We start from the raw sequence: 23,649 nt of genomic DNA, 5'->3' as shown, positions 1-23,649 counted from the left end.
GGGTGGGCTTTTCAGTGCCGCAAGCGCTGGATCAGACCTTGACGATCCAGCCTTCTGGCGCTTCGATGTCGCCAGTCTGCACACCAGTCAGCTCTTTGTAGAGTTTCTGGGTGACCGGGCCAACTTCGGTTTCGCTGTGGAACACGTGCAGCTTGCCGTTGTACTCGATGCCGCCGATCGGCGTGATCACCGCAGCAGTACCGCAGGCGCCGGCTTCCTTGAAGTCGCTGATCTTGTCGATGAACACGTCGCCTTCAACGACTTCCATGCCCAGGCGCGATTTTGCCAGCTCGATCAACGACAGACGGGTGATACCCGGCAATACCGAAGGGGATTTCGGCGTGACGAATTTGTTGTCCTGGGTGATACCAAAGAAGTTCGCAGAGCCGACTTCTTCGATCTTCGTGTGGGTCATCGGGTCCAGGTAGATGCAGTCGGCGAAGTGCGCCTTCTTGGCCTGGGAGCCAGGCATCAGGCTGGCGGCGTAGTTGCCACCGACCTTGGCAGCGCCGGTGCCTTGTGGCGCGGCGCGGTCGTAGCTGGAGATCAGGAAGTTGTGTGGGGTCAGGCCACCTTTGAAATAGGCGCCGACCGGGATGCAGAAGATCGAGAAGATAAACTCGGGAGCGGTACGCACGCCGATGTTGTCACCCACGCCGATCACGAACGGACGCAGGTACAGCGCGCCGCCAGTGCCGTACGGCGGAATGAAACGCTCGTTGGCACGCACCACGGCCTTGCAGGCCTCGACGAATTGTTCGGTGTCGACCTGCGGCATCAGCAGGCGAGCGCAGCTGCGCTGCATGCGTGCGGCGTTCTGGTCCGGGCGGAACAGGTTGATCGAACCATCCTTGCAGCGGTAGGCCTTCAGGCCTTCGAAGCATTGCTGGCCATAGTGAAGGGCAGTGGAGCCTTCGCTGATGTGCAGCACGTTATCGGAGGTTAAGGTGCCTTGGTCCCAGGCGCCATCGCGCCAGTGCGACAAATAGCGCTTGTCTGTCTTGATGTAGTCAAAACCCAGCTTGTCCCAATTGATGCTTTCGTTACCCATGACACCCTCTATCACTTAACAATCGCCTGAATGGTTCAAGGCTTCTGACGTTTTTCTGGATGGGGACAACAATACTTCATTCCAGGCCTAAATCGCAGCCCGGACTATCGGGTGATTGGCAGATTTCTTAGCCCGCTCACGAAACTTGCCGCCGATCCTTCATTATTCGAAACCCTGTGGCGAGGGAGCTTGCTCCCGTTCCAGTGCGCAGCACTGGTAAAACCGGATACTGAGGTGTATCAGGCAGATCGCAGTGACGCGATTGGGGCCGCTTCGCAGCCCAGCGGGAGCAAGCTCCCTCGCCACAGTTGAGCGGTTACAAATGCAGGGCGTGGCCCAATGCGCGCAACGCCGCTTCCTGCACCGCTTCACCCAACGTCGGGTGGGCGTGGATGGTGCCGGCGATGTCTTCCAGGCGTGCGCCCATTTCCAGGGACTGGCCGAATGCCGTCGACAACTCGGACACCCCGACACCCACCGCCTGCCAGCCGACAATCAGATGATTGTCACGCCGCGCGACCACCCGCACGAAGCCGCTTTTCGATTCCAGGGTCATCGCCCGGCCGTTGGCGGCGAACGGGAAGTTCGACACGATGCAATCCAGGCCAGCGGCCTTGGCTTCATCCGGGGTTTTACCGACTACCACCAGTTCCGGGTCGGTAAAGCACACGGCGGCGATGGCGGTGGGATTGAACTCGCGGTGTTTGCCCGAGATCAGCTCGGCGACCATTTCACCCTGCGCCATGGCGCGGTGAGCGAGCATCGGCTCGCCGCTCAGATCGCCGATGGCCCAGACGTTGCGCATGCTGGTCGCGCAGCGGTTGTCGATCTTGATCGCCGAGCCGTTCATGTCCAGGTTCAATGCTTCAAGGTTCCAGCCCTGGGTGTTGGGTTTACGCCCAACCGCCACCAGCACCTGATCGGTGGCCAGGTTCAGGGTTTCACCGTTCGGGTCGCGCACTTGCAAGGTATTGGCTTGTGAATCAAAGCCTTCGACGCTGTGCTTCAAGTAAAGCTTTACGCCGAGTTGCTTGAGCGCTTCGTTGACCGGCTGGGTCAGTTCGGCATCGTAGGCTGGCAGAATCCGATCCTGCGCCTCGACCACGCTGACCTCGGCGCCGAGCTTGCGGTAGGCAATGCCCAACTCAAGCCCGATGTAGCCGCCACCCACCACGATCAGCCGTTTTGGCACGCTTTTCGGCGCCAGAGCTTCGGTGGAAGAGATGATCGGCCCGCCAATTGGCAGCATCGGCAGGTTGACGCTTTTCGAACCGGTGGCCAGCAGCAGGTGCTCGCACTGGATACGCGTGTCGCCGACCTCGACGGTTTTACCGTCGATGACCTTGGCCCAGCCTTGAATGACCTGGACCTTGTGCTTTTTCAGCAGCGCCGCGACGCCGGTGGTCAGGCGATCAACGATACCGTCCTTCCACTCGACGCTTTTGCCGATGTCCAGGGTCGGCGCCGAGACGTTGATCCCGAGGGCCGAATGCTGGCTGTGATGCTGAGTCTGATGGAACTGCTCGGCCACATGGATCAGCGCTTTCGACGGAATGCAGCCGATGTTCAGGCAGGTGCCGCCGAGCGCCTGGCCTTCGACCAGAATGGTGCTGATGCCCAACTGGCCCGCGCGGATCGCCGCCACATAACCGCCGGGGCCGCCGCCGATAATCAGCAGCGTGGTGTTCAGAGTCTGTTGCATGCCTTACTACTCCACAAACAGGGTTGCGGGTTGTTCGAGCAAGCCACGAATGGCCTGGATGAATTGCGCCGCGTCCATGCCATCGACCACCCGGTGATCGAAGGAGCTGGAGAGGTTCATCATCTTGCGAATCACGATCTGGCCTTTGATCACCATTGGCCGCTCGACGATCTTGTTGACGCCGACGATCGCCACTTCGGGCAGGTTCAGCACCGGGGTGCTGACGATGCCGCCCAAGGCGCCGAGGCTGGTCAGGGTGATGGTCGAGCCGGACAGTTCATCGCGGCTGGCTTTGCCATTGCGCGCAGCCGTGGCCAGACGGGAGATTTCCGCAGCGCTGTCCCACAAGCTGCGAGCCTCGGCGTGACGCACCACCGGTACCATCAAGCCAATGTCGCTTTGGGTTGCGACGCCGACATGCACCGCACCGAGGCGGGTGATGACCTGGGCTTCGTCGTCATAACGGGCGTTGATCTGCGGGAAGTCGCGCAGGGCGACGACCATGGCGCGGACCAGGAACGGCAGCAACGTCAGCTTGCCGCGAGTTGCGCCGTGCTTTTCATTCAGATGCGCACGCAGTTCTTCCACTGCCGTCACGTCGATTTCTTCGACGTAGCTGAAGTGTGCGGCACGCTGAGTCGCATCCTGCATCCGCTGGGCGATCTTGCGACGCATGCCGATCACCGGGATCTGCTGTTCGTCGTTGCGTTCGGCGTATGCGGCCACAGTGCTCGATGCGTTCGACTGACCTTGTGCCAGATAAGCCTCGAGGTCTTCGTGAAGAATCCGCCCGGCAGGGCCGGTGCCACGGACCAGACGCAATTGAATGCCGGCATCCAGCGCGTGTTTGCGTACGGCCGGGGAGGCCAGCGGACGCTCATCGGCTTCGCGAGCGACCATCGGGCCTTGCGGCGCAACTGGGCGAGCCGGGACGGCGGGTTTGCTTTCAATCGCGGCTTCGACTTTCGGTGCGGCAACCGCTGCGGGCTTCGGTGCTGGTGCAGCCGGTGCTGGCTGAGACGACGCTTTGACGTTGCCTTCACCTTCCACTTCGATACTGATCAGAATGCTGCCGACGGCCATGACTTCACCTGGCTCACCGCCGAGGGAGATCACCTTGCCATGCACCGGGGACGGAATGTCGACCATCGCCTTGTCGGTCATCACATCGGCCAGCACCTGATCTTCGACGACCATGTCGCCGACCTTGACGTGCCACACCGACAGTTCAACTTCTGCAATGCCTTCGCCAATGTCCGGCATTTTAATAACGTGCGTGCCCATTCAGACCTCCATGACCCGTTTCAACGCCGCGCCCACACGGGACGGGCCTGGGAAATACGCCCACTCTTGCGCATGCGGGTAGGGAGTATCCCAACCGGTCACACGCTCGATTGGCGCTTCCAGGTGGTGGAAGCAATGTTCCTGAACCAGCGCGACCAGTTCGGCGCCAAAGCCGCAGGTGCGGGTGGCTTCGTGGACGACCACGCAGCGGCCGGTTTTCTTCACCGACTTGACGATGGTTTCCAGGTCCAGCGGCCACAGGCTGCGCAGGTCGATGACTTCGGCGTCGATGCCGGTTTCTTCAGCGGCCACTTGCGAGACATACACGGTGGTGCCGTAGGTCAGGATGGTCACGTCCTTGCCTGGACGGGTGATGGCGGCGAGGTCCAGCGGAACGGTGTAGTAGCCGTCCGGCACTTGCGCGGCAGGGTGTTTCGACCACGGGGTTACCGGGCGGTCGTGATGGCCGTCGAACGGGCCGTTGTACAGGCGCTTTGGCTCAAGGAAGATCACCGGGTCATCGTTCTCGATGGAGGCGATCAACAGGCCTTTGGCGTCGTAGGGGTTGGACGGCATCACTGTGCGCAAGCCGCAGACCTGAGTGAACATCGCTTCGATGCTCTGGCTGTGGGTCTGGCCGCCGTAGATGCCGCCGCCGCAAGGCATGCGCAAGGTCATCGGGGCGGTGAACTCGCCGGCCGAGCGATAGCGCAGGCGTGCCGCTTCGGAAATGATCTGGTCCGAGGCCGGGTAGACGTAATCCGCGAACTGGATCTCGGCCACTGGCCGTAATCCGTAGGCGCCCATGCCAACTGCAACGCCGACGATGCCGCTTTCGGAGATCGGCGCATCGAACACCCGCGAGGTGCCGTATTTGCTCTGCAGGCCTTCGGTGCAACGGAACACGCCGCCGAAGTAGCCGACGTCCTGGCCGAACACCACGACGTTGTCGTCGCGCTCGAGCATCACGTCCATGGCCGAGCGCAGGGCCTGGATCATGGTCATGGTGGTTGTGGTCATGGCGGTTTCCAGCTCGATATTATTGTTGTGATCGTTCATGTCAGATCCCCAACTCTTGACGCTGGCGCTTCAAGTGCTCCGGCATCTCTTTATAGACGTCTTCGAACATGGTCGCAGCGCTCGGAATCTGGCCACCGGCCAGGGTGCCGTACTGTTCGGCTTCTTTTTGCGCGGCGATGATTTCGGCTTCCAGTTCAGCGCTGAGGGCCACGTGTTCCTCTTCGGACCACTGACCGATTTTCACCAGATGCTGCTTGAGGCGCGCAATCGGGTCGCCCAACGGGAAGTGACTCCAGTCGTCGGCAGGGCGGTACTTGGAAGGATCATCGGACGTCGAGTGCGGGCCGGCGCGGTAGGTGACCCATTCGATCATGGTCGGGCCGAGGTTGCGGCGGGCGCGTTCGGCGGCCCAGGCAGAGGCGGCATACACCGCGACAAAATCGTTGCCGTCGACCCGCAGGGAGGCGATGCCGCAGCCGACGCCGCGACCGGCGAACGTAGTGGCTTCACCACCGGCAATCGCCTGGAACGTCGAGATCGCCCACTGGTTATTGACCACGTTGAGGATCACTGGCGCGCGGTAAACGTGAGCGAAGGTGAGGGCGGTGTGGAAGTCGGATTCTGCGGTGGCGCCGTCGCCGATCCAGGCCGAGGCGATTTTGGTGTCGCCCTTGATCGCCGACGCCATGCCCCAGCCCACGCCTTGTACGAACTGGGTGGCGAGGTTGCCGGAAATGGTGAAGAAGCCGGCGTCTTTAACGGAGTACATGATCGGCAACTGACGGCCCTTGAGCGGATCGCGCTCGTTGGACAGCAGTTGGCAGATCAGGTCCACCAGCGGCACTTCGCGAGCCATCAGAATGCTTTGCTGACGGTAGGTGGGGAAGCACATGTCGTCGATGTTCAGGGCCAGGGCCTGGGCGCTGCCGATGGCTTCTTCGCCAAGGCTCTGCATGTAGAACGACATCTTTTTCTGACGTTGGGCGACCACCATGCGGTTGTCGAAAATCCGCGTCTTGAGCATGGCGCGCATGCCTTTGCGCAGAATCTCCACAGGCACGCCTTCTGCCCACGGACCGAGGGCATTGCCCTGATCGTCGAGCACGCGAATCAGGCCCTTGGCCAGATCAGCCGTGTCGGCAGGTTCTACATCGATTGGGGGTTTGCGCACCGTACCGGCATCGGTCAGGCGCAGGTAGGAGAAGTCGGTTTTGCAGCCGGGGCGGCCCGAGGGTTCGGGAACGTGCAGGCGCAGGGGTTCGTACGCTTGATTCATGGCTTTCTACGCTCGATCTTGTGAATTTCTTGTAGTGAGCTGACCGTCATCCTTCGGGTAGAAGAAATCTTGTCCTACAACAATCATAGGCCGGGGCAAGAAGAATATTTATCTCTGTTTCGTTGCAGTTGAAGCCATTTGAGGATAAAAAATCTGCATAAACATAAAAAACAGGTTGTTTTGTCTCATGCGCAAACTGGACCGTACCGACATCGGCATTCTCAACAGCCTTCAGGAGAACGCCCGCATCACCAACGCCGACCTCGCACGCTCGGTGAATTTGTCACCGACACCGTGCTTCAATCGGGTCAAGGCGATGGAAGAATTAGGGCTGATTCGCGAGCAGGTTACGTTGCTGGATGCCGACCTGCTGGGGCTGCACGTCAACGTGTTCATCCACGTCAGCCTGGAGAAACAGGTGGAAGAGGCGCTGGCGCAATTCGAGGCCGCCATCGCCGACCGTCCGGAGGTAATGGAGTGTTACCTGATGGCCGGCGACCCGGACTATCTGATCCGCGTACTGGTGCCGACCATTCAGTCGCTGGAACGCTTCATGATGGACTTCCTGACCAAGGTCCCGGGCGTCGCCAACATCCGCTCAAGCTTTGCGCTCAAGCAGGTGCGCTACAAAACCGCGCTGCCATTGCCAGCCAATGGCCTGACCCTGGCCAACTGAGATCTCCCCACATACCCGTAGCAGCTGCCGAGCTCCGCGAGGCTGCGTTCGGCGGCGCAGCCGTCGTAATCCGGCTGATACGGTCTGCCTGAATGAACGCGGTGGCAGGTTTCGCGACGGCTGCGCCGCCGAACGCAGCCTCGCGGGGCTCGGCAGCTGCTACGAGATAAAGTGTGGGGTCCCAACGTGTTGGGGTCAGAACTGGTTGATGGGGATCTTCAGGTAGACCACGCCGTTGTCTTCAGCCGGTGGCAAATTCCCGGCCCGCACATTCACCTGAATCGCCGGCAGTATCAGCGTCGGCATGCACAAGCCCGCATCGCGCCGGGTGCGCATGTCGACGAACGCCGTTTCGTCGATGCCGTCATGCACATGAATATTGTTTTTGCGTTGCTCGCCAACGGTGGTCATGCACTGGGAAGTGCGGCCGGCTGGCGGGTAATCGTGGCAGACATAGAGACGGGTGTCGGCGGGGAAGGCCAGCAACCTGTGTATCGAGGCGAATAGCTGGTTGGCGTTGCCGCCAGGAAAGTCGCAGCGGGCGGTACCGACGTCGGGCATGAACAGCGTGTCGCCCACCAGAATCAGTTCATCGTCGATCAGGTAGGCCATGTCTGCCGGAGTGTGACCGGGAACATGCAGCGCCTTGGCCTTGAGGTTGCCGATGGAAAATTCCTCGTCCGGCGCAAACAGATGGTCGAACTGCGAACCGTCGCTGCGAAACGCCGGCTCAAGGTTGAACAGGTTCTTGAAGACGTCCTGCACCTGACTGATGGCCTGGCCGATGGCGATCTTGCCGCCCAACTCGCGGCGCAGGTAAGGCGCGGCGGACAGGTGATCGGCATGGGCGTGGGTTTCCAGCAGCCATTGGGTTTGCAACTGGTGCTCGCGAACGAAAGCAATCACCCGGTCAGCCTGCGTGGTGGCGGTTCGACCGGACGCCGGGTGGTAATCGAGCACTGAATCGACAATGGCGCACGGGCCGCCGTCGTGTTCATAGATCACATAGGTGTAGGTCTTTGATGCGTCGTCAAGGAAGGCTTGGATCAACGCTGGCATGGCGGCGGGTCCTGGCTGGGTGGCAGAAAGACACAAAGGCTTGCAACACTTTATGTTTAAACATAATGTCCGCAGCTTAAGTGACGACTAAGGTTATCTGCAAATGCAATCCAGTCTAAGCGAAGGTGAAGTGGCGCAATTGCGTGCCTCGGCCTCCAAGGCCTGCGCGCTGCTCAAGGCATTGGCCAATGAGGACCGCCTGCTGATCCTCTGCCAGTTGACCCAGGGCGAGCGTAACGTCGGCGAATTGGAAACCATGACTGGCGTGCGTCAGCCGACGTTGTCCCAGCAGTTGGGCATTTTGCGCGATGAAGGCCTGGTGGGCACTCGACGTGAAGGCAAGTACATTTTCTACGGCCTGGCCAGCCACGAAGTGATTCAGGTGATGAAAACACTCTCGGGCCTGTATTGCGGCGCGGTGCTAAAAAGCTGGGCGTGAGCCTTTTCGGGCAGCCCCTTGTAGAGGCAATAACTTATGCAGGACCAACACTGGGGCCAGACCATCAGTGCCGACATCGTGGTGATAGGCGGTGGTACCGCGGGTATCGGCTTCGCTGCCAGCCTGCTCAAGCGCGATCCGCACTTGAACGTCACCGTCATCGAACCCAGCGCCCAGCACTATTACCAACCGGCCTGGACGTTGGTTGGCGGCGGCGCGCATGAACTCAAGAACACCGTACGACCAATGGCGGCGGTGATGCCGCGTCAGGCTCACTGGGTGCAGGCTGCGGTCAGCAGCGTCGACCCCGAAAACCGTCTGCTGACGCTTGATGATGGGCGCAGCGTCTCTTATCAGAACCTGATCGTCTGCCCTGGCTTGCGACTGGCCTGGGAGAAAATCGAAGGTCTGCAAGAAGCCCTCGGGCAGCACGGTGTCACGTCCAACTACAGCTACCGGCATGCGGCCTACACCTGGCAACTGGTCAAAGGTCTGCGCGGCGGCAAGGCAATCTTTACCCAGCCAGCGGTGCCGATCAAATGCGCCGGGGCGCCGCAAAAGGCGTTGTACCTGTCGTGTGATCACTGGCTCCGACACGGTGTGCTGAAGCATGTCGACGTCGAGTTCAACCTGGCCGGCGCCGCGTTGTTCGGCGTGGCGATCTTCGTTGCGCCGCTGATGAAGTACATCGAGAAATACCGTGCGCGGTTGGCATTCAACTCCAACCTGGTGAAGGTCGACGGGCCGGCGCAAACCGCCTGGTTCGAGGTCAGGGACGCCGCCGGAGCGGTCACGCTGCAAGCGAAAAAATTCGATCTGTTGCATGTGGTGCCACCGCAGGTGTCGCCGGACTTCATCCGTCAGAGTTCGCTTGCCGATGCCGCAGGCTGGTGCGAAGTGGACGTCCACAGTTTGCAGCATGTGCGTTATCCGGACGTGTTCGCCCTCGGCGATGTCTGCTCTACCAGCAACGCCAAGACTGCTGCCGCGGTGCGCAAGCAAATCGTCGTGGTGGCGGAGAACGTGCTGGCCTTGCGCAAGCAGCAACCCTTGCCGCTGAAATACGACGGTTATGGCTCCTGCCCGCTGACGGTGGAGAAGGGCAAGGTGATACTCGCCGAGTTCGGCTATGCCGGTAAGCTGCTGCCGACTTTTCCCCTCGAACCGACCGTGGCGCGACGCTCGGCATGGTTTCTCAAGGCGACGCTGCTGCCGTGGTTTTACTGGAACGGCATGCTCAAAGGTCGTGAGTGGCTGACTCGTGTGTCCAAGGTCGATTGAGAAAACCCTATGCTGCTGGCGACATTGTTTGGTGTGGTGATGGGTCTGATCCTGGGGCTGACCGGGGCCGGCGGAGGCATTCTTGCAGTCCCGGCCCTGGTGCTCGGGCTGGGCTGGAGCATGACCCAGGCAGCGCCGGTGGCGTTGTTTGCGGTGGGCAGTGCCGCGGCGGTCGGTGCCATCGACGGCTTGCGCCATGGATTGGTGCGCTACCGTGCGGCGTTGTTGATCGCGTTGCTGGGGGCGGTGTTCTCGCCGGTGGGCATCTACTTCGCCCATCAGTTGCCGGAAAAAGTCCTGATGATCCTGTTCAGTCTGCTGATGATCATGATCGCCTGGCGGATGCTGCGGCGAGAAAAGCCGCAAGCGGGGCCGAGCGATCACGGCCACGCCAGCTGGGGCCAGAAAAACTGCATGCTCGATCAACAGACCGGGCGCTTTTCCTGGACCGCCAAATGCACCGCAACTCTGGCTGCATTGGGGGCGGTGACCGGCGTGGTTTCAGGCTTGCTCGGGGTCGGTGGGGGTTTCCTGATCGTGCCGGCCTTCAAGCAACTGACCGACGTACAGATGCGCGGCATCATCGCCACCTCGTTGATGGTGATCAGTTTGATCTCGGCAACCGGAGTGATCGGCGCCTTTCATGCCGGGGTGACCATCGATGCCCAGGGCGCGGCTTTTATCGCCGCGAGCATCGCCGGGATGGTCGTGGGGCGACGACTGTGCGCCCGCGTTCCGGCCCGGGCACTTCAAGTGGGGTTTGCCAGTGTGTGCCTGATGGTGGCCGGCTACATGCTGCTCAAGGCCTGAAATCGGTGGTTGCCGTGCGGCGAACTGGCAAGAAATCTCTGGCTCAGGTTTACTGCCTTCATTACCGATGACAAGGCCACGCCATGGATCACTACGCCCCGCGCAACTGGCAGCCCCACGAACGGCCAAGCTTGCCCGGTTCCCCCTCGACCCCTTTACACCCAACACCAAAGCGCTTGGCTTATGCATTGGTCGGGTTGCTGGTGGCATTGACCGGTGGGTTGGGCAACGCGTTGGTGGTCGCCAACCTGCCTTACCTGCAAGGGGCGCTGGGGGCGACGACCGCCGAGATGGCCTGGCTGCCAGCGGCTTACGTGATGACCAACGTCTCGATGAACCTGCTGCTGGTGAAGTTTCGTCAGCAGTTCGGCCTGCGGGCGTTCACTGAAGTATTCCTGGTGCTGTATGCGCTGGTGACCTTCGGCCATTTGTTCGTCAACGACCTCAGTTCGGCGATTGCGGTGCGCGCCGCCCACGGTATGGTCGGTGCGGCGCTGAGTTCGCTGGGCCTGTATTACATGGTGCAGGCTTTCCCGGCGAAGTGGCGCATGAAGGCGCTGGTGCTCGGCCTGGGTACCTCGCAACTGGCATTGCCACTGGCTCGGCTGTTCTCCGAAGACCTGTTGCAGATCGCCGAATGGCGCGGGCTCTATCTGTTTGAACTGGGCATGGCGCTGACCTCACTGGGCTGTGTGTTCATGCTCAAGTTGCCGCCGGGTGACCGCTTCAAAACTTTCGAAAAACTCGATTTCCTGACCTTCGCCTTGCTGGCGGGTGGAGTGGCGCTGCTCTGTGCGGTGTTGTCGTTGGGCCGTATCGATTGGTGGCTCGAAGCACCGTGGATCGGTGTCGCCTCGGCCGGCTCGATCGTGTTGATCATGGCCGGCCTGGCCATCGAACATAACCGCAGTAACCCGATGCTGATGACCCGCTGGCTTGGTAGCGGGGTGATGATTCGCCTGGCATTGGCGGTGATCCTCATCCGTATGGTGCTCACCGAGCAATCCACCGGGGCGGTGGGTTTGCTGCAAACCCTGAACCTGGGCAGCCAGCAGATGCACAGCCTTTACGTGGTGATGCTGGTGGGCAGCGTCGCCGGCCTTGCCACCAGCGCGCTGACGATCAATCCCTCGCACCTGTTGATGCCGTTGATCATTTCCCTGGCGCTGATGGCCACAGGTTCCGTGATGGACAGTTTCTCGACCAACCTGACACGCCCGGAAAACATGTACCTCAGCCAGTTTCTGCTGGCCTTTGGCGGGACGTTTTTCCTCGGGCCGACGATGGTCCTCGGCACCCGCAACGTGTTGACCAATCCGCGCAATCTGGTGAGTTTCTCAGTGCTGTTCGGGATCTGCCAGAACCTCGGCGGCCTGATTGGCGCTGCGTTGTTGGGGACGTTCCAGATCGCCCGGGAAAAATTCCATTCCAGCCATATCGTCGAGCGCCTGACCCTGGTCGACCCGCAAGTGGCCAGCCGTGTGCAAGGCAGCAGCGCGAGTTATGTGTCGAGTATCGCCGACCCGGCGGCCCGCACCACCCAGGGCATTCGTAGCCTGGCAGCGGCTGCAACCCGGGAGGCAAATGTCATGGCCTATAACGACGTGTTCATGCTGATCGCGGTGATCGCGATGCTGACCATGCTCTGGATCTTCATTCGCAGCCTGTGGCTGCTGAGCACGACCAAGGCTGTCGCTCCCGCGCCGGCCAGTCCGACTTCCGTTCCTTCCAGCGGTGCCTCTTCTTCATGACCGACCCGATCACCACAACCACCAACGCCATCGCCTCGACTCCCGAGGGCGTGGCACCGCCTAAAACTTCTGGCACCGAGCCGCGTTCGTTGCCGGTGCGGATTATTTCGTCCTTGGGCTTTGCTGCCATTGCCATCGTCGGGGTGCTGATCGTGCTGTATGCCTGGCAGTTGCCGCCGTTCGGCAGCGCCATCGAAAGCACTGAAAATGCGCTGGTTCGCGGCCAGGTAACGATCATTGGCCCGCAACTCAGCGGCTACGTGTTTGAGGTGCCGGTGCAGGACTTCCAGTTCGTCAAGACCGGCGACCTGCTGGTGCGGCTGGATGACCGGATCTACAAGCAACGTCTGGATCAGTCGCTGGCACAACTGGCGGTGCAGAAAGCCGCGCTGGCCAATGCGGTGCAACAACGCAACAGCGCCGAGGCGACCATCAAGCTGCGTCAGGCGGCGCTGACCGACAGCCAGGCCCAGGCGCAAAAAAGCGCAGCGGACTTGCGGCGTAATGAGGCGTTGATCAGCGACGGCTCGGTGTCAAAGCGCGAGCTGGACGTGACCCGTGCCGCTAATGCGCAAACCATCGCTGCGGTGGCACAGGCCCAGGCCAGTCTGGAAATTGCCCGGCAGGACCTGCAAACGGTGATCGTCAATCGCGGTTCGCTGGAGGCGGCGGTGGCCAGTGCCGAAGCGGCGGTTGAGCTGGCGCGGATCGATCTGTCCAATACTCGCGTGGTCGCCCCGCAGGACGGCCAGCTTGGGCAGATCGGCGTGCGTCTTGGTGCCTACGTCAACTCCGGCGCGCAGTTGATGGCCTTGGTGCCGAGCCAGTTGTGGGTGATCGCCAACATGAAAGAAACCCAGATGAACAACATCCACATCGGCCAGCCGGTTACCTTCACCGTCGATGCCTTGAATCACCAGAAATTTCACGGTCGGGTGCAGCGCATTTCACCGGCCACCGGTTCCGAGTTCAGCCTGTTGCAAGCCGACAACGCCACCGGCAACTTCGTCAAAATCGCCCAACGCGTGCCGGTGCGCATCACCGTTGACGCGAACCAGGCGCAAAGCGAACGCCTGCGGCCCGGCATGTCGGTGGTGGTGAGTATCGATACCTCGGGGCAAGGCAATGCCGTCGCTGGCAATCCGTAGGTGTCGATGATCGTTCCCATGTGGGAACGATCAGTTACCGGCCACCATCGGCGGCAATGTACCCAATAGGGAAACCGCCGCCACTGCCGCTATCCCCAGCAACCACTCCAGCATCACGCTGGTGCGTAGCGCCGAGAGGCGTTGCTCGCAGTGCTTGATTTTCAAGCGATTGAACAGCGCCAGGCCAAGCATGGCGCTGACCAACAGCACCTTGATCAACAGAATCAGCGCGAACCCTGACAGCAGCGGTGTCGGCCAGAAAGCCCCGGTCAACACCCGGACGTTGATCAGGCCGGTTACCAGCAAACCCGCCACCAGCCCATAACCGATCCCGCTGAAGCGTTGCAGTATCGGCTTGACAGTGTGGGTCGTCGGTCGCCGCAGAATCATCATCAGCAGCATGAGTCCGCCCAGCCAGGCACCGACGCAGGTCAGGTGAATCACTTGATTGAGGATCAGCAACTGGCCACTCAGGCCATCAAGCATCGCGCCATGGCCGACCGGGGCGAGGGTCATCAGCAACAGGCTGCTCAGGAGCATACGCAGCGCAAACCAGTTGCTCAGCGGGCTCAGCAGGCAGACCACCAACAGCCCGTTGAACAGCAGATGCCAACGCCAGACCTGCCCGAAGAAGGTGTTGCTCAACACTAGTTGCACGGTCGGCCAATCAAACGCCGCCGACAGCGAGCCGGCCATGCTGGCGGTGATCAACAGCAGCCAGCAAACCCCGGTGAACAAGGCGAACCCGGCGAGCAGCCGACTCAGCCCGGCGAGGCGTTGATCGAGTGTCGCGAGCGCTTGGGTCAGAGGTTCATGGCGCAACAGCAGGGGCCTGAACAGGCAGGCCCCAAACAGCATCAGCACGACGATGAAATGCAGGAAGCGGCCCAGGACCAGCGCGCTCGACATCGATTACTGACTCACCTTGAAGCTGTAGTCGCCAGCGCTTTTATGGGTGTCGACCGACACTGCATGCCATTCGACTTTGTAGTTACCGGCGCTCAGAGGGGCGGCGGGAGTAACGACCAGGGTCTTTTTATCGGCGCTTTCGGTGACGATGCTTTTCACGGCAACGGCCACGCCATCCTTGCTGATATCGACTTTGGTGAAACTGGCTTCAACCCCTTCGGAGAACGCCAGGCGCAATTCGGCAGGTGCGGCAACGTTGCTGTCGGCGGCTGGCGTCGAGCTTTTCAGGTGAGCGTGAGCAAACACCGAGGAGGCGGCGAACAGCGAGCCGAGGAGGGCAGTCACAGTCAGGGCTTTTTTCAGCAACATCGGTCAGCACCTATCAGGCAGATTGGAAGATGCGACAGTTTACCTATGCCTCGGACCCTGTACGACGTTTCGTTTCGCAGGTGGCGAATGCTAGTCTTGACCCATGCCGCTGTCAGGGAGCCCTTATGGGCAATCACAAAATCGAGATCCGCCGCAGTAACGTCGAGAAAATCCTCCTGGCCGCCGAGAAGGTCTTCGCCGAGAAAGGTTTTGGCAGCACCGCGATGGCCGACATCGCTAAGGAAGTGCAACTGCCGCGCTCCAATCTGCATTACTACTTCAGCACCAAGGCTGAGCTGTACAGCGCGGTGCTGTTCGATTTGCTGGAAGTCTGGAAGCAGGACGCGCTGTGCTTCGAGATGTTCGATGACCCGCGGGTGGTGCTCAGCAGTTACATCCGCGCCAAGATGAACCATTCCCGCAGCCGGCCTTACGGCTCGAAAGTCTGGGCCAATGAAATCATCCACGGTGCGCCGACATTGGGTGAGGCGCTGGACGTCAGCCTGTACGACTGGGCCAAGATGAAGGAAGCGAAAATTCGCCAATGGGTGGAGGACAAACGCATCCTGCCGGTGGAGCCTTCAAGCCTGCTGTACATGATCTGGGCCTCGACCCAGCATTACGCTGACTTCGATCACCAGATCAACATCCTCAACGACCATCAACCGCTGTCGGACATGCAGTTCGAGCGTGCGGTGCAGACGGTGACCAGCGTGATTCTGCGGGGGATCGGGTTGGAACCGTAGGATTGTCATCGCGGGCAAGCCCTGCTCCTACGGGTTTAGTGTCGATCACCTATTTGTGGCTCGACACAAATCCGTAGGAGCAAGGCTTGCCCGCGAAGGCGTCAGTTCAGGCGACGCGGATCTCAACCCGCGACATGATAGGGATTCCTCGGATCATGGTCCCAGTCCAGAAACGGTTTCCCGTTATCGACCGGCACCATCGCGATGCAGTCCTGCACTGGGCAAGTGATCTGGCACAGGTTGCAGCCCACGCACTCGTCATCGATCACTTCATATTTGTGGGTACCATCCGGCTGTTTCAGGCTGGCGATGGCCTGGTGCGAAGTGTCTTCACAAGCGATGTGGCAACGGCCGCAACCAATGCAGGCTTGCTGGTCGATCTTGGCGATCACCTGATAGTTGATGTCCAGGTATTTCCAGTCCGTGGTATTACCCACCGCACGCCCGGAAAAATCCTGCACGCTTGAGTAGCCTTGGCTGTCCATCCAGCGGGACAATCCGTCCTTCATTTCCTCGACGATCCGAAAGCCATGCAGCATCGCCGCCGTGCACACCTGCACCGCGCCACTGCCCAGCGCCATGAATTCGGCTGCGTCACGCCAACTGCCAATGCCGCCGATGCCACAAATGGGCAGGCCTTGGGTCTGCGGGTCACGGGCGATTTCGGCGACCATGTTCAACGCAATCGGTTTGACCGCCGAACCGCAGTAACCACCGTGGGTGCTTTGGCTGCCGACCATCGGATGCGCAACCATGCGATCCAGGTCGATGCTGGTGATCGAGTTGATGGTGTTGATCAGCGACACCGCATCGGCGCCACCACGGTGGGCTGCCCGGGCGGCGACGCGGATGTCGGTGATGTTCGGCGTGAGCTTGACGATCACCGGCAGCGAGCAATAGGTCTTGCACCAGCGAGTGACTTGCTCGACGTATTCCGGCACCTGACCGACAGCGGCCCCCATGCCACGTTCCGGCATGCCGTGGGGGCAGCCGAAGTTCAGTTCGATGCCGTCGGCACCGGTGGCCTCTACCAGCGGCAGGATGTTTTTCCACGATTCTTCAACGCAAGGCACCATCAGCGACACGATCAGTGCGCGATCCGGCCAGTCTTTTTTGACCTGGGTGATTTCCCGCAGATTGATTTCCAGCGAGCGGTCAGTGATCAGCTCAATGTTGTTGATGCCCATGACTTCACGGTTGGCACCAAAGTGCGCGGAGTAACGCGACGAGACGTTGACCGCCGCCGGGTCTTCACCCAGGGTTTTCCAGACCACGCCACCCCAGCCGGCCTCGAACGCACGGACCACGTTGTAGGCCTTGTCGGTGGGCGGCGCGGAGGCCAGCCAGAACGGGTTGGGAGCTTTGATACCGGCGAAGACAATCGAAAGATCGGCCATTTACGCAGCCTCCACGTTGAGCATGAGTTGGGCATGGATCGCTTCAGCTGCGAGTTTGCCGTGCTGCACGGCCTGTACGGTGAGGTCCTGATCGAGGCTGGTGCAATCGCCGCCGGCATAGACGCCGGGAATGCTGGTACGCATCTGTTCATCCACCTGAATTCGGTCGCCCTGGCGTTTCAGCTCGCGGGCCAGCGGATCGCTCAGCGCGTTGTCGTCGAATTTTTGCCCGATGGCTTTGAAGATCGCATCGGCGGCCAGCTCGAAGGTGTCCCCGGTGCTGATCAGCCGACCATTTTCGAGACGCGTGCGGGCGAAACGCATTCCACGCACCTGGCCTTTATCGTCGAGCAAGACGTCCTGCGGTTGCGCCCAGGTCATCAGCCGTACCTGATTGGCCTTGGCGATGTCCTGCTCATGAGCGGTTGCGCCCATGTCCTCAAGACCACGGCGGTACACCAGATTCACGTCGCGGGCACCGAGGCGGGCCATTTGCACGGCCATGTCGATTGCCGTGTTGCCGGCGCCGAGGACGATGCAATGATCGGCCAGCGGCAATTGGCTCAGGTCATCGGCCTGGCGCAGTTCGCGAATGTAATCGGTAGCGGCCAACAGCCCTGGGGCGTCTTCGTCAGCCAACCCCAGCTGTTTGCTGGCGGCCAGGCCAAGGCCGAGGAATACTGCGTCGAACTGCTGATGCAGTTCGCTGAGGCTCAGGTTCTCACCGAGTTTTTGCCCGTGGCGGATTTCGATGCCGCCGATTTCCAGCAGGAAGTCCAGCTCATGCTGGGCAAAGTCATCCACCAGTTTGTATTTGGCGATCCCGTATTCGTTGAGTCCGCCGGCCTTTTCCCGCGCCTCGAAAATTACCACCTCGTGGCCATGCATGGCGCTGCGGTGCGCGCACGACAAACCGGCAGGCCCGGCACCGACCACGGCAATTCGTTTGCCGGTGGCCGCTGCGCGTTGGAATGGGTGTTCGCTGAAGTGCGCGTTGTCGATGGCGTAGCGCTGCAACAGGCCGATCAGTACCGGTGCGCATTCCTCGGCGTTGTTGCGTACGCAGGCGTGCTGGCAAAGGATTTCTGTCGGACAGACCCGGGCGCAACTGCCACCCAGGATGTTCGCCGAGAGGATGGTTTGCGCAGCGCCCTGGACGTTCTCTTGATGGATGTTGCGAATGAACGACGGGATATCGATGTCGCTCGGGCACGCGTTGACGCACGGCGCGTCATAGCAATACAGGCAGCGCGAGGCTTCCAGATGTGCCTGACGGTGGTTGAGCGGCGGCGCCAGATCGGTGAAATGGCCGGCGAGGGTGGCCGCATCCTCGGCAGGATGGGGCAAGTGGCTCAGAGTCTTGATCACGGTGTTGGCCTCACGGTTATTTGAGGTACTGCCTCTGATGGGCATTGTTTTTTGTACATGACGCAAATAGGTGGTTGGTAACGCCGCATCCTGTGGCGAGGGAGCTTGCTCCCGCTCGGGTGCGTAGCGCCCGTAAACCAGACAACTCGTCACGCAGATAGGACGCAATCGACCGGTTTGGGAGCGCTTTACACTCCAGCGGGAGCAAGCTCCCTCGCCACAGGGGTAGCGTCAGCGTTTCACGGCAGTCGGCTTGTGCAGCTCAGCGCGCTTGCTCAGCAAATCGAACACCGCCGGATACGCCGGGCGTTCGATGTAGCGCCCGGCACCGCGTTCGGCACGCAGGTCGCCATCGGCCCAGACCAGTCGACCCTGGCTGACGGTGTGGCTGGGTACGCCGCGCACGGTCTTGCCTTCAAAGATGTTGAAGTCGACGTTTTGGTGATGCGTCTTGGCAGAAATGGTCCGCGTACCTTGCGGGTCCCAGAGCACCAGGTCGGCATCGGCGCCGACGCGGATCGAGCCTTTGCGCGGGTAGAGGTTGAAGATTTTCGCGGTGTTGGTGGAGGTCAGCGCAACGAAATCCTGCATCGACAGGCGCCCGGTGTTGACCCCTTCATCCCACAGCACCGCCATGCGATCTTCGATGCCGGCCGTACCGTTGGGAATTTTGCTGAAGTCGTCACGCCCCGCAGCTTTCTGTTCGGCACAGAAACAGCAGTGATCGGTGGCGGTGGTGTGCAGGTTGCCCGATTGCAGGCCGTGCCAAAGTGCTTCCTGGTGGCCGCGCGGACGGAAGGGCGGGCTCATCACGTAACCGGCGGCGGTTTGCCAGTCCGGGTGCTGGTAGACGCTGTCATCCAGCAGCAGATGCCCGGCCAGCACTTCGCCGTAGACCGGTTGGCCTTTGCTGCGGGCGTAGGTGATTTCATCCAGCGCTTCCTTGGTCGAGACGTGGACCAGGTACAGCGGCGTGCCAAGCGTTTCTGCAATACGGATCGCCCGGCTCGCGGCTTCACCTTCAACCTGAGACGGCCGCGACAGCGGGTGCGCTTCAGGGCCGGTGATGCCCTGGGCCATCAGTTTGCGCTGCAGGTGATAGACCAGTTCGCCGTTTTCTGCGTGCACGGTTGGCACGGCACCGAGTTCCAGACAGCGCTCGAAACTGGCGACCAGCGTGTCGTCGGCGGCCATGATCGCGTTCTTGTACGCCATGAAATGCTTGAAGCTGTTGACCCCATGATGGCTGACCAGCTCAGCCATTTCTTCGCGAACCTGTTCGCTCCACCAGGTGATGGCGACGTGAAAGCCATAGTCGGAGGCTGATTTTTCAGCCCAGCCACGCCACTGATGGAAAGCTTCCAGCAGCGATTGCTGCGGATTGGGAATCACGAAGTCGATGATCGACGTGGTACCACCCGCCAGACCCGCCGCCGTGCCGCTGAAAAAGTCTTCGCTGGCCACGGTGCCCATGAAGGGCAATTGCATGTGCGTGTGCGGGTCGATGCCGCCGGGCATCAGGTATTGGCCGCTGCCGTCGAGCACTTCGCAGCCGGCGGGAGTATCGAGGTTGTTGCCGATGGCTTTGATCACGCCGTCGGCGCACAAGACATCGGCGCGATAACTTTCATCATGGGTAATAACGGTGGCGCCACGGATCAACAGAGACATTCCGAGTTCCTCGCAGGCTTGACTGGCTTATGCCGGTTCTAAGTGTTTTATATGTAGCAGGCTAAGGAAGTTGTATTCCTGTCAGCGCTGTCAGGAATAAACGCTAGCTGGAGATATCGGATTGGGCAAGAATATTTTTTATAAGCTTATATCGATATTAACTTGTTGAAATTAAACGATTAAAAGTGCAAATCACCAAAATGGTGAGGTCTCTCACCATTTTGACGCACTTGACAGGATCGAAATATGGTCAAGATTTCCTATGTGAAATCAGCTATTTGAGGTGCGCCTGTGGCTGACAGAAAAAATACAAAATAAATGTAACGCACCAGATTGAGCCCTGACGGCTCGGACGACTTGCCCGGCATTTTGCCTGAGTGCCCGGACAAGTCTTCGCGGGCTTGATTGTTGTTTGAATAAAACTGATGAACATCAGTTGTTTACATGGATTTTACCGACGCGCAAAGGTCGTCAGCAAAGCCTCCGGCATGCTTATTGATTGCTGCCGCTGACACCTTGGCCGGTCGGTAAAAGTCGTAAGTTCTCCGGCCATCGTCCGGCTCGTGGTTTAACCGCAGGCCAGCCCGATGAGCAAAATAATCAAAAAAACAGTGGAGCGGCCATGCAACAGAACAGATCGCACGTCACCGAGCGCGAAGGGTTGTACGAACTGGACGCCGGCAGCGACGTCCTCGACAGTCCCCGGTACAACCACGACATTGCGCCGACCAAGGTGCACGAACGAACCTGGAACAAATGGCACATCACCGCGTTGTGGATCGGCATGTCGGTGTGCGTGCCGACCTACACCCTTGGCGGGGTGCTTACCGCGTACTTTGGCCTGAGCGTTGGCGAAGCGCTGCTGGCGATTCTGCTGGCCAACGTCATCGTGCTGATCCCACTGACCCTTAACGCCTTTGCGGGCACCAAGTACGGGATTCCGTTTCCGGTATTGCTGCGTTCCTCGTTCGGGGTGATCGGTTCCAACGTGCCGTGCCTGATTCGCGCGCTGGTGGCCTGCGGCTGGTTCGGTATCCAGACGATGTTTGGCGGGCTGGCGATTCACCTGTTTCTCGGCTCGGTTTTCGAGGGCTGGAAATCCCTCGGGGGCACCGGCGAAGTGATTGGCTTCATGATGTTCTGGACGCTGAACCTGTGGGTGGTGCTGCGCGGTGCCGAGTCGATCAAATGGCTGGAAACGCTCTCGGCACCACTGTTGGTGGCGGTGGGGCTGGGGCTGCTGGTCTGGGCCATGCCGAATGTGTCGCTGACCGAGTTGCTGGCCCAGCCGCCGAAACGTCCTGAAGGCGCCAGCGTGACCGGTTACTTCCTGGCCGGGCTGACCGCGATGGTCGGGTTCTGGGCGACCTTGTCGCTGAACATCCCGGACTTCAGCCGTTACGCCAAAAGCCAGAAAGACCAGATCCTCGGACAGATTTTCGGTTTGCCGCTGACCATGTTCCTGTTCGCCTCGCTCGGGGTGGTGATGACTGCCGCGTCGGCGAAACTGGTGGGTGTGACCGTCTCCGATCCGGTCAGCCTGATTGGGCATATCCAGAGCCCGGTGTGGGTGGCGTTCGCCATGGCGCTGATCATTATCGCGACGCTGTCGACCAACACCGCGGCCAACATCGTTTCGCCGACCAACGACTTCCAGAACCTTGCACCTAAACTCATCAACCGCACCAAGGCGGTGATGTTTACCGGCCTGGTAGGGCTGGCGCTGATGGGCCACGAACTGCTGAAGAAGCTTGGGCTGATCGTCTCTAATGTCAGCCTGGAAACGGTCTATTCCAATTGGTTGCTCGGTTATTCGAGCCTGCTCGGGCCGATCGCCGGGATCATGGTGGTGGATTATTTCCTGATCAAGAAACAACAACTGGACCTTGCTGGCCTGTACCGCGATGACGTGTACCCGGCGTGGAACTGGAACGGTTTCATCGCCTTCGGTGTGCCAGTGGTGTTGACCTTGCTGTCGCTGGGCAGCGATGCCTTCAGCTGGTTCTACAGCTATGGCTGGTTCACCGGCTCGGCCCTTGGTGGCCTGATGTATTACGGGTTGTGCACGATGCGTAGCAACGACACGGCTGTGGCCGATACCTCGATATAGGAAAAGGGTGATCGTTCCCATGCTCTGCGTGGGAATGCAGCCGGGGACGCTCTGCGTCCCAAGAGCGGACGTAGAGCGTCCAGAGATGAATTCCCACGCAGAGCATGGGAACTATAAAAATCAGCCTGAAGGAGATCACCATGAACGCTGCCGTAGACGTTCTGCAGTCCAGCCATCAGCACATCAATCGCGACCGCCTCTGGCAGTCGCTCATGGAGCTGGCCAAACTCGGTGCCACGGTCAAGGGCGGCGTCTGTCGCCTGGCCCTGACCGACCTCGATCGCCAGGCCCGCGACATTTTTGTCAGGTGGTGCGAGGAGGCGGGCTGCACGGTGAGCATCGACGCCGTCGGCAACATCTTCGCCCGCCGCGCCGGACGCAATCCGCAACTGCCACCGGTGATGACCGGCAGCCACATCGACACCCAACCCACTGGTGGCAAGTTCGACGGCTGTTTCGGCGTGTTGGCCGGGGTCGAAGTGCTGCGCACCCTCAACGACCTGGGCGTGGAAACCGAGGCGCCGCTGGAAGTGGTGGTCTGGACCAATGAAGAAGGCTCGCGCTTCGCCCCGTGCATGATGGGCTCCGGGGTGTTTGCCGAAAAATTCACCCTTGAAGAAACCCTGGCCAAGACCGACGCCAGCGGCGTGACCGTGGGCGAGGCGCTGAACGCCATCGGCTATGCCGGTCCGCGCAAGGTCAGTGGCCACGCAGTCGGTGCCTACTTTGAGGCACACATCGAGCAAGGCCCGATTCTGGAAGACGAACGCAAGACCATTGGCGTGGTAATGGGCGCGTTGGGACAGAAGTGGTTCGACCTGAAACTGCGCGGTGTCGAGGCTCACGCCGGACCAACGCCGATGCATTTGCGCAAGGATGCCTTGGTCGGCGCCGCCGCAATCGTCGCCGCCGTGAACCGTACCGCGCTGGGTCATCAACCTCACGCCTGTGGCACCGTCGGTTGTCTGCAAGCCTATCCGGGCTCGCGTAACGTCATCCCCGGCGAAGTGCGCATGACCCTGGATTTCCGTCATCTTGAACCGGCGCGGCTGGACTCGATGATCGCGGAAGTGCGGCAGGTGATCGACAGCACCTGCGATGAGCACGGCCTGACTTATGAACTGACGCCAACTGCCGACTTCCCGCCGCTGTATTTCGACAAGGGCTGCGTCGAGGCAGTACGCGGTGCGGCACAAGGCCTTGGGCTGTCACACATGGACATCGTCAGCGGGGCGGGGCATGACGCGATCTTCCTCGCCGAGCTAGGGCCGGCCGGAATGATCTTCGTGCCGTGCGAGGGCGGCATCAGTCACAACGAAATCGAAAACGCCACCCCGGACGACCTGGCGGCCGGATGTGCGGTGTTGTTGCGGGCGATGCTGGCGGCTTCGGCGGCGATTGCCAGTGGTGAACTGGCGGCCTGAGGTCTCGCCGCGTATGGGGGGAGGGGTAAGACCTCTCCCCATTCGAGCACTTACTTAATATTCCATCGCTTTGTCACATTTTGTAGTGGTCAACTAATTCCGGACACCTCGATAGGTGGTTTAGACGCCATTGCCGTTCGTAAACGGTCGGTGGCAGA

General features: G+C 60.5%; 20 protein-coding genes. 9 read left to right on the top strand and 11 right to left on the bottom strand.

Annotated elements, in window-relative coordinates; translation table 11 throughout:
- Positions 1-31: 31 nt before the first annotated feature.
- The 5 genes from AC1RJ3_RS21025 to AC1RJ3_RS21005 form a co-directional block, all read right to left on the bottom strand.
- Positions 32-1,051 (bottom strand): branched-chain amino acid aminotransferase, encoded by a 1,020-nt coding sequence (locus AC1RJ3_RS21025; protein ID WP_347926971.1) that lies wholly within the window; start codon positions 1,049-1,051, stop codon positions 32-34.
- 316 nt (positions 1,052-1,367) lie between these two features.
- Positions 1,368-2,753 (bottom strand): dihydrolipoyl dehydrogenase, encoded by a 1,386-nt coding sequence (gene lpdA, locus AC1RJ3_RS21020; RefSeq protein ID WP_347926970.1) that lies wholly within the window; start codon positions 2,751-2,753, stop codon positions 1,368-1,370.
- Positions 2,754-2,759: 6 nt separating this feature from the next.
- Positions 2,760-4,037: a dihydrolipoamide acetyltransferase family protein gene (locus AC1RJ3_RS21015; RefSeq protein WP_493080290.1), complete on the bottom strand. Its 1,278-nt coding sequence runs from the start codon at positions 4,035-4,037 to the stop codon at positions 2,760-2,762.
- Positions 4,038-5,096, bottom strand: coding sequence for an alpha-ketoacid dehydrogenase subunit beta (locus AC1RJ3_RS21010; protein WP_054597663.1), 1,059 nt, complete (start codon positions 5,094-5,096; stop codon positions 4,038-4,040).
- Position 5,097: 1 nt separating this feature from the next.
- A complete protein-coding gene (locus AC1RJ3_RS21005) occupies positions 5,098-6,333 on the bottom strand; it encodes a 3-methyl-2-oxobutanoate dehydrogenase (2-methylpropanoyl-transferring) subunit alpha (RefSeq protein WP_054597662.1) in 1,236 nt (411 codons plus the stop codon).
- 187 nt (positions 6,334-6,520) lie between these two features.
- Here AC1RJ3_RS21005 and bkdR point away from each other — a divergent pair, with 187 nt between their 5' ends.
- Positions 6,521-7,009: a Bkd operon transcriptional regulator BkdR gene (gene bkdR, locus AC1RJ3_RS21000; RefSeq protein WP_493080287.1), complete on the top strand. Its 489-nt coding sequence runs from the start codon at positions 6,521-6,523 to the stop codon at positions 7,007-7,009.
- Between the two features lie 195 nt (positions 7,010-7,204).
- On the opposite strand, the gene AC1RJ3_RS20995 is transcribed toward bkdR, so the two are convergent.
- Positions 7,205-8,068, bottom strand: a complete 864-nt coding sequence (locus tag AC1RJ3_RS20995) for an MBL fold metallo-hydrolase (protein ID WP_493080285.1) — start codon at positions 8,066-8,068, stop codon at positions 7,205-7,207.
- 103 nt (positions 8,069-8,171) lie between these two features.
- Between AC1RJ3_RS20995 and AC1RJ3_RS20990 the strand changes: the two genes are divergently transcribed.
- The 5 genes from AC1RJ3_RS20990 (at position 8,172) to AC1RJ3_RS20970 (ending at position 13,497) form a co-directional block, all read left to right on the top strand.
- Positions 8,172-8,507 carry an ArsR/SmtB family transcription factor gene (locus AC1RJ3_RS20990; RefSeq protein WP_054598349.1) on the top strand — a complete coding sequence of 112 codons (336 nt, stop codon included), beginning with the start codon at positions 8,172-8,174 and terminating at the stop codon, positions 8,505-8,507.
- 36 nt (positions 8,508-8,543) lie between these two features.
- On the top strand, positions 8,544-9,788 hold the full coding sequence (locus AC1RJ3_RS20985; protein WP_493080283.1) for an NAD(P)/FAD-dependent oxidoreductase: 1,245 nt from the start codon (positions 8,544-8,546) through the stop codon (positions 9,786-9,788).
- 9 nt (positions 9,789-9,797) lie between these two features.
- On the top strand, positions 9,798-10,598 hold the full coding sequence (locus AC1RJ3_RS20980) for a sulfite exporter TauE/SafE family protein (protein WP_103316641.1): 801 nt from the start codon (positions 9,798-9,800) through the stop codon (positions 10,596-10,598).
- An 83-nt stretch (positions 10,599-10,681) separates the two neighbouring features.
- Positions 10,682-12,349, top strand: coding sequence for an MFS transporter (locus AC1RJ3_RS20975; protein WP_493080280.1), 1,668 nt, complete (start codon positions 10,682-10,684; stop codon positions 12,347-12,349).
- Positions 12,346-13,497 carry an HlyD family secretion protein gene (locus tag AC1RJ3_RS20970; RefSeq protein WP_103316638.1) on the top strand — a complete coding sequence of 384 codons (1,152 nt, stop codon included), beginning with the start codon at positions 12,346-12,348 and terminating at the stop codon, positions 13,495-13,497. The genes AC1RJ3_RS20975 and AC1RJ3_RS20970 overlap by 4 nt, the downstream gene beginning before the upstream one ends.
- A gap of 30 nt (positions 13,498-13,527) precedes the next feature.
- On the opposite strand, the gene copD is transcribed toward AC1RJ3_RS20970, so the two are convergent.
- Both copD and copC read right to left on the bottom strand, forming a co-directional pair.
- Complete coding sequence (gene copD / locus AC1RJ3_RS20965; RefSeq protein WP_493080278.1) at positions 13,528-14,406, bottom strand: copper homeostasis membrane protein CopD; 879 nt, start codon at positions 14,404-14,406, stop codon at positions 13,528-13,530.
- Between the two features lie 3 nt (positions 14,407-14,409).
- A complete protein-coding gene (gene copC / locus AC1RJ3_RS20960; protein ID WP_347926963.1) occupies positions 14,410-14,775 on the bottom strand; it encodes a copper homeostasis periplasmic binding protein CopC in 366 nt (121 codons plus the stop codon).
- A gap of 125 nt (positions 14,776-14,900) precedes the next feature.
- On the opposite strand from copC, the gene AC1RJ3_RS20955 reads away from it, so the two are divergent.
- Positions 14,901-15,521, top strand: a complete 621-nt coding sequence (locus tag AC1RJ3_RS20955; RefSeq protein WP_103316632.1) for a TetR/AcrR family transcriptional regulator — start codon at positions 14,901-14,903, stop codon at positions 15,519-15,521.
- 122 nt (positions 15,522-15,643) lie between these two features.
- On the opposite strand, the gene preA is transcribed toward AC1RJ3_RS20955, so the two are convergent.
- From preA to hydA, 3 genes are all read right to left on the bottom strand, one after another.
- The gene (preA, locus tag AC1RJ3_RS20950; protein WP_347926962.1) at positions 15,644-16,918 is read right to left on the bottom strand and encodes an NAD-dependent dihydropyrimidine dehydrogenase subunit PreA; all 1,275 of its coding nucleotides are present in this window, start codon (positions 16,916-16,918) and stop codon (positions 15,644-15,646) included.
- A complete protein-coding gene (locus AC1RJ3_RS20945) occupies positions 16,919-18,286 on the bottom strand; it encodes an NAD(P)-dependent oxidoreductase (RefSeq protein ID WP_493080275.1) in 1,368 nt (455 codons plus the stop codon). It abuts the gene before it with no gap.
- A 231-nt stretch (positions 18,287-18,517) separates the two neighbouring features.
- On the bottom strand, positions 18,518-19,957 hold the full coding sequence (hydA, locus tag AC1RJ3_RS20940) for a dihydropyrimidinase (protein ID WP_493080273.1): 1,440 nt from the start codon (positions 19,955-19,957) through the stop codon (positions 18,518-18,520).
- A gap of 622 nt (positions 19,958-20,579) precedes the next feature.
- Here hydA and AC1RJ3_RS20935 point away from each other — a divergent pair.
- Both AC1RJ3_RS20935 and AC1RJ3_RS20930 read left to right on the top strand, forming a co-directional pair.
- Positions 20,580-22,067 carry an NCS1 family nucleobase:cation symporter-1 gene (locus tag AC1RJ3_RS20935; RefSeq protein ID WP_493080271.1) on the top strand — a complete coding sequence of 496 codons (1,488 nt, stop codon included), beginning with the start codon at positions 20,580-20,582 and terminating at the stop codon, positions 22,065-22,067.
- 140 nt (positions 22,068-22,207) lie between these two features.
- On the top strand, positions 22,208-23,491 hold the full coding sequence (locus tag AC1RJ3_RS20930) for a Zn-dependent hydrolase (RefSeq protein WP_493080269.1): 1,284 nt from the start codon (positions 22,208-22,210) through the stop codon (positions 23,489-23,491).
- Positions 23,492-23,649 lie beyond the last annotated feature (158 nt).

Source organism: Pseudomonas sp. GW822-FHT04C11 (genome assembly GCF_058800905.1).
This window is presented reverse-complemented; position numbering and strand designations above follow the sequence as displayed.

What these genes read in the sequence shown, in the direction of transcription:
- AC1RJ3_RS21025 (WP_347926971.1), bottom strand. Translation starts at nt 1,051, where the DNA reads ATGGGTAACGAAAGCATCAATTGGGACAAGCTGGGTTTTGACTACATC.
- lpdA (WP_347926970.1), bottom strand. Translation starts at nt 2,753, where the DNA reads ATGCAACAGACTCTGAACACCACGCTGCTGATTATCGGCGGCGGCCCC.
- AC1RJ3_RS21015 (WP_493080290.1), bottom strand. Translation starts at nt 4,037, where the DNA reads ATGGGCACGCACGTTATTAAAATGCCGGACATTGGCGAAGGCATTGCA.
- AC1RJ3_RS21010 (WP_054597663.1), bottom strand. Translation starts at nt 5,096, where the DNA reads ATGAACGATCACAACAATAATATCGAGCTGGAAACCGCCATGACCACA.
- AC1RJ3_RS21005 (WP_054597662.1), bottom strand. Translation starts at nt 6,333, where the DNA reads ATGAATCAAGCGTACGAACCCCTGCGCCTGCACGTTCCCGAACCCTCG.
- bkdR (WP_493080287.1), top strand. Translation starts at nt 6,521, where the DNA reads ATGCGCAAACTGGACCGTACCGACATCGGCATTCTCAACAGCCTTCAG.
- AC1RJ3_RS20995 (WP_493080285.1), bottom strand. Translation starts at nt 8,068, where the DNA reads ATGCCAGCGTTGATCCAAGCCTTCCTTGACGACGCATCAAAGACCTAC.
- AC1RJ3_RS20990 (WP_054598349.1), top strand. Translation starts at nt 8,172, where the DNA reads ATGCAATCCAGTCTAAGCGAAGGTGAAGTGGCGCAATTGCGTGCCTCG.
- AC1RJ3_RS20985 (WP_493080283.1), top strand. Translation starts at nt 8,544, where the DNA reads ATGCAGGACCAACACTGGGGCCAGACCATCAGTGCCGACATCGTGGTG.
- AC1RJ3_RS20980 (WP_103316641.1), top strand. Translation starts at nt 9,798, where the DNA reads ATGCTGCTGGCGACATTGTTTGGTGTGGTGATGGGTCTGATCCTGGGG.
- AC1RJ3_RS20975 (WP_493080280.1), top strand. Translation starts at nt 10,682, where the DNA reads ATGGATCACTACGCCCCGCGCAACTGGCAGCCCCACGAACGGCCAAGC.
- AC1RJ3_RS20970 (WP_103316638.1), top strand. Translation starts at nt 12,346, where the DNA reads ATGACCGACCCGATCACCACAACCACCAACGCCATCGCCTCGACTCCC.
- copD (WP_493080278.1), bottom strand. Translation starts at nt 14,406, where the DNA reads ATGTCGAGCGCGCTGGTCCTGGGCCGCTTCCTGCATTTCATCGTCGTG.
- copC (WP_347926963.1), bottom strand. Translation starts at nt 14,775, where the DNA reads ATGTTGCTGAAAAAAGCCCTGACTGTGACTGCCCTCCTCGGCTCGCTG.
- AC1RJ3_RS20955 (WP_103316632.1), top strand. Translation starts at nt 14,901, where the DNA reads ATGGGCAATCACAAAATCGAGATCCGCCGCAGTAACGTCGAGAAAATC.
- preA (WP_347926962.1), bottom strand. Translation starts at nt 16,918, where the DNA reads ATGGCCGATCTTTCGATTGTCTTCGCCGGTATCAAAGCTCCCAACCCG.
- hydA (WP_493080273.1), bottom strand. Translation starts at nt 19,957, where the DNA reads ATGTCTCTGTTGATCCGTGGCGCCACCGTTATTACCCATGATGAAAGT.
- AC1RJ3_RS20935 (WP_493080271.1), top strand. Translation starts at nt 20,580, where the DNA reads ATGCAACAGAACAGATCGCACGTCACCGAGCGCGAAGGGTTGTACGAA.
- AC1RJ3_RS20930 (WP_493080269.1), top strand. Translation starts at nt 22,208, where the DNA reads ATGAACGCTGCCGTAGACGTTCTGCAGTCCAGCCATCAGCACATCAAT.